The sequence below is a fragment of the Streptomyces sp. URMC 123 genome, assembly GCF_051386515.1.
Taxonomy (GTDB): Bacteria; Actinomycetota; Actinomycetes; order Streptomycetales; family Streptomycetaceae; genus Streptomyces.
Genome location: NZ_JBPQTV010000419.1, coordinates 1 through 4,780, shown reverse-complemented (window position 1 = coordinate 4,780; position 4,780 = coordinate 1). Strand labels below are relative to the sequence as shown.

Below are 4,780 nucleotides of genomic sequence, written 5' to 3'. Positions count from 1 at the left end.
GGCCTCGTAGGTGTAGCACGGGCGGCGTGCGGCGACAAGGGCCGCGCGCCACCCGCGGGGAGGGGGGTCAGTCCTGGGGGGTGACGCCCGCGCGCAGCAGCCCGTAGGTGTACGCGTCCTCGAGCGCCTGCCACGACGCCGCGATCACGTTCTCCGCCACGCCCACCGTCGACCACTCGCCGCGCCCGTCGCCGGTGGACACGAGCACCCGGGTCGTGGACCGCGTCCCGTGCCGGCCCTCCAGGATGCGGACCTTGTAGTCCACCAGTTCCAGCGCGGCGAGCTGCGGATAGATCCGCTCCAGCCCGACCCGTAGCGCCCGGTCGAGCGCGTTGACCGGGCCGTTCCCCTCGGCGGTGGCGACGATCCGCTCGCCCTTGGCCCAGAGCTTCACCGTCGCCTCGTTGGCGTGGGTGCCGTCGGGCCGGTCCTCGGTGATGGCGCGCCAGGACTCGATGCGGAAGTAGCGGCGGGCCCGGCCCTCGACCTCCGCGCGCAGCAGCAGCTCGAAGGAGGCGTCGGCGGCCTCGTAGGTGTAGCCGGCGAGCTCGCGCTCCTTGACGCGCTCGACGACCCGGCCGACCAGCTCGCGGTCGCCGGCGAGGTCGATGCCCAGCTCCTTGCCCTTGAGCTCGATGGAGGCGCGGCCGGCCATGTCGGAGACGAGCATCCGCATGGTGTTGCCGACCCGTTCCGGGTCGATGTGCTGGTAGAGATCGGGGTCGACCTTGATCGCGGAGGCGTGCAGCCCGGCCTTGTGGGCGAAGGCGGAGAGCCCGACGTACGGCTGGTGGGTGGCCGGGGTGAGGTTGACGACCTCGGCGATGGCGTGCGAGATCCGGGTCATCTCGGCGAGCGCGCCGGGCGGCAGCACCCGGCGGCCGTACTTGAGCTCCAGCGCGGCGACGACGGGGAAGAGGTTGGCGTTGCCGACCCGCTCGCCGTAGCCGTTGGCGGTGCACTGGACGTGGGTGGCGCCCGCGTCGACGGCGGCGAGGGTGTTGGCGACGGCGCAGCCGGTGTCGTCCTGGGCGTGGATGCCGAGCCGGGCGCCGGTGTCGGCGAGCACGGTGGCGACGACGGCCTGGACCTGCGCGGGCAGCATTCCGCCGTTGGTGTCGCACAGCACGACGACATCGGCGCCGGCCTCGTGGGCGGTGCGCACCACGCGCTTGGCGTAGTCGGGGTTGGCGCGGTAGCCGTCGAAGAAGTGCTCGCAGTCGACGAAGACGCGCCGGCCCTGGGCGCACAGGTACGACACGGTGTCGCGGACCATCGCGAGGTTCTCGTCGAGGGTGGTGCGCAGGGCGAGTTCGACGTGCCGGTCATGGGCCTTGGCGACCAGGGTGATCACCGGGGCGCCGGACTCGAGGAGCGCCTTGACCTGGGGGTCGGCCGCGGCGGTGGAGCCGGCTCTGCGGGTGGCGCCGAAGGCGACGAGCCGGGCGTGGCGGAAGTCGATCTCGGTGCGGGCGCGGGCGAAGAACTCGGTGTCGCGGGGGTTGGCGCCGGGCCAGCCGCCCTCGATGAAGCCCACGCCGAAGTCGTCGAGGTGCCGGGCGATGGTCAGCTTGTCCGCGACGGTGAGGTTGATGCCCTCGCGCTGTGCGCCGTCGCGCAGGGTGGTGTCGAAGACATGGAAGCCGTCGTGGAGATCGACGTCGCCGTCGCCCGGTGAGCGGTCTGCCGCGCTCGATGAGCTGTCTGCCGTCATTGCTGCTCTGACTCCTGTCGGGATCTCGGTCTACCGGAATTGCCGATTCCACCGTCCTCCATGATCCCGCGCGCTCCGCGTCCGGCGAGGTGGGCCGGAAAACGAAAAGACCCCTCGCGGGTGCGAGAGGTCTGCGCGCGGGTCTGGGACACGATGGCCGCTCCGTAACGGGTCCTACGGAACGGTCACAGCGGACCGGCGCGCCCTGCCCATAATGATGGCGAACGAGAGCACGGGGGCAGTCTGGCACAGCGCCGCCCCCGTGGGCTTCCCGTCTCAGGATGCGGTCACCTTGGCGGCCGGTTCGGCCGCCGGCGCGGCGCGGTCGCGGCCGACCCGGTGCAGGTCGATGTCCCGCGTCTCGCGCATCGAGACATAGACGATCAGGGAGACCGCGGCGCAGCCGGCCACGTACCAGTAGAAGCCGGACTCGGCGCCGGAGTCCTTGAACCACAGCGCCACGTACTCCGCCGTGCCGCCGAACAGGGCGTTGGCGATCGCGTACGGCAGCGCCACGCCCAGCGCGCGGATGCCGGTCGGGAACAGCTCCGCCTTCACACAGGCGTTGATCGAGGTGTAGCCGGTGACCACGACCAGCGCCAGCAGGGCGAGCCCCAGCGCGGGCCAGAAGCTGTCCGCCGACTTGAGCATCGTCATGATCGGCACGGTGAGGAAGGTGGAGCCCACCGCGAAGGTGATCAGCAGCGGGCGGCGCCCGATCCGGTCCGAGAGCATGCCGGCGAGCGGCTGCAGGCAGGCGAAGACGATCAGGGCACAGAAGCTGACCAGGGTGGCGGTCTGCTTGGGCAGGCCCACGCTGTTGGAGAGGTACTTGGTGAGATAGGTGGTGTAGGTGTAGTACGCGACCGTGCCGCCCATGGTCAGCGCGATCACCAGGAACGCCTCGCGGCGGTGCTGCCACAGGGCCTTGAGGGTGCCGCGCTCGGTCCCCTTCCCGGCCCCCGCCGCGGACCCCTTCGCGGGGCCGGACCCCGCGCCGACGTCGTCCGAGGACTCCTCGAACACCTCCGTCTCCAGCATGTTGCGCCGCAGATAGAAGACCACCGCCGCGCCCAGCGCGCCGATGACGAACGGGATGCGCCAGCCCCAGCTGTGCAGCGCCTCGTCGGACATGGTGCGCTGGAGCACGATCTGCAGCCCGAGCCCGACGATCTGACCGGCCGTCATGGAGACGTACTGGAAACTGGAGGCGAAGCCGCGCCGCTCCGGCGTGGACGCCTCGGTGAGATAGGTGGCGCTCGCGGCGTACTCCCCGCCCACCGACACGCCCTGCAGCAGCCGGGCGATCAGCAGCACGGCCGCGCCGCCGTAGCCGGCGACCGCGTACGTCGGGGCCACGGCGATCAGCACGGCCGAGGCCGACATCAGGGTGACGGTCAGGGTCAGCGCCGCCTTGCGGCCCTTGCGGTCACCGACCCTGCCGAGCAGCCAGCCGCCCACCGGCCGCATGAGGAAGCCGACGCCGAAGATGGCGGCGGTGTTCATCAGTTGGGCGGTGGGGTCGCCGCTGGGAAAGAAGGAGCTCGCGAAGTACGTCGCGAAGCTGGCGTAGACGAACCAGTCGAACCACTCGACCATGTTGCCGGCCGAGCCGACCCAGATCTTCTTCCATTGTTCTCGTCCCATGGCCGGTCACGCTGCCGGACGGCCGTGACCGGCGACAAGGGTGTGCGGGGCAACGGTTCCGCGTACTTGCGTGCGTTGCGTTCACGCGGGGCCGCGCGCGGAGGCTCAGCGCAGGTACCGGACGTACACCTGCGCGTAGTCGTCGTACACCACGCGGGAGGCGTCCCGGCCCAGCGCGCCCGGCCGCACCCGTACCTCGCCGGCGCCGCCCACGACCCGGCGGGCGGGGGCCGCCGAGTCCAGGTCCTTGACGAACACCCCGGCCTCCCACGTCCGGTAGAGCAGATGGCGGCCGTCCGCGCTGATCACCGGGGAGCGGGTGAACGCGTCCCGCGGGCCGCCTCCGTCGTGCTGGACGCGCCGGACCGCGCCGGTGCCCACCTCGCGGACGAAGACGTTCCAGGCGTTGTCGTCGTCGCCCGGGACGAGACCGGTGTCGGCGGACTCCAGCACGGTGCGGCGGCCGTCGGCGCTCAGGGACGGCTCCATCGACTCCCGCGTCGCCGCGCTCCCGTCGTGCCGGGCGTCGAGCTGGACGAGCGCGCCGGTGGCGCGGTCGCGCAGATACGCGTCGCAGCAGTCCGCGCGGGGGCCGTTGGAGTGGTTGTACTGGTACGCGACCGTGCGCCCGTCGTCGGAGAGGGTGGGCGCGAAGGCGTCGCGCGGCTGCCAGTCCGGGCGCTGATGGCTGATCCGCTCAGTGCGGCCGGTGGCGCGGTCGCGCAGGTACACGCGGCTGCCGTCGGCCTTTTCCGGGTCGCCCGCGCGCGCCGTGAAGGCCACCTGGCGGCCGTCCGCGCTGATCGCCGGCTCGCGCGCCGCGCCGCCCTCGTAGTCGCCGAGCCCGACGTCCACCCGCTCGGTGGCGCCGGTGCGCAGATCGCGGACGTGGACGCTGCTGTGCCCGGTCCCGGTGGCGGCGGTGAAGGCGAGGTACCGGCCGTCGGCGCTGAGCGCGGGCTGGTCGGTGGCGGTCCCGGGCGGGCCCGCGACCCGCCGCGTCGTACGGTCGCGCAGATCGCGGACGAAGACGTCGCGCAGGCCGTTGGTGTCGCCCGGCACGAGGTTCGACGCGTCGGAGGCGAAGACGGCGTACCGCCCGTCCCTGCTGAGCACCGCCTGCTCGGAGAGGCCGTTGCCGGGGCCGCCGCCGACGGCGGCGCTCACGAGCTCCACCCGCGGCCGGTCGCCGGGCGCGGCCCCCGCCGGTCCCGGCGCCCCCAGCCCCACCACCATCACCAGCCCCGCGGCCACCCCGGCCACGGTGCCCGCGCGCGCGACGAACGACATGTTCTCCCCCGTTTCCCCCGGTACGAACGGCACCTTCCGGTGCGCTCCGTGATCCGGGATGCAACCGCACGGGCGGGTGGGGGGTCAATCCGCCCGATGGCGTAGGCGGGTGTCGGCGGCGTACGGGGG

General features: G+C 72.7%; 3 protein-coding genes. All 3 read right to left on the bottom strand.

What is annotated here, in order from left to right:
* Window positions 1-67: 67 nt before the first annotated feature.
* Complete coding sequence (gene cimA, locus ACSNOD_RS28520; RefSeq protein ID WP_436769958.1) at window positions 68-1,714, bottom strand: citramalate synthase; 1,647 nt, start codon at window positions 1,712-1,714, stop codon at window positions 68-70.
* A 276-nt stretch (window positions 1,715-1,990) separates the two neighbouring features.
* Window positions 1,991-3,361 carry an MFS transporter gene (locus ACSNOD_RS28515; protein WP_436769957.1) on the bottom strand — a complete coding sequence of 457 codons (1,371 nt, stop codon included), beginning with the start codon at window positions 3,359-3,361 and terminating at the stop codon, window positions 1,991-1,993.
* Between the two features lie 105 nt (window positions 3,362-3,466).
* Window positions 3,467-4,651 carry a TolB family protein gene (locus ACSNOD_RS28510; protein WP_436769956.1) on the bottom strand — a complete coding sequence of 395 codons (1,185 nt, stop codon included), beginning with the start codon at window positions 4,649-4,651 and terminating at the stop codon, window positions 3,467-3,469.
* Window positions 4,652-4,780: the final 129 nt, after the last annotated feature.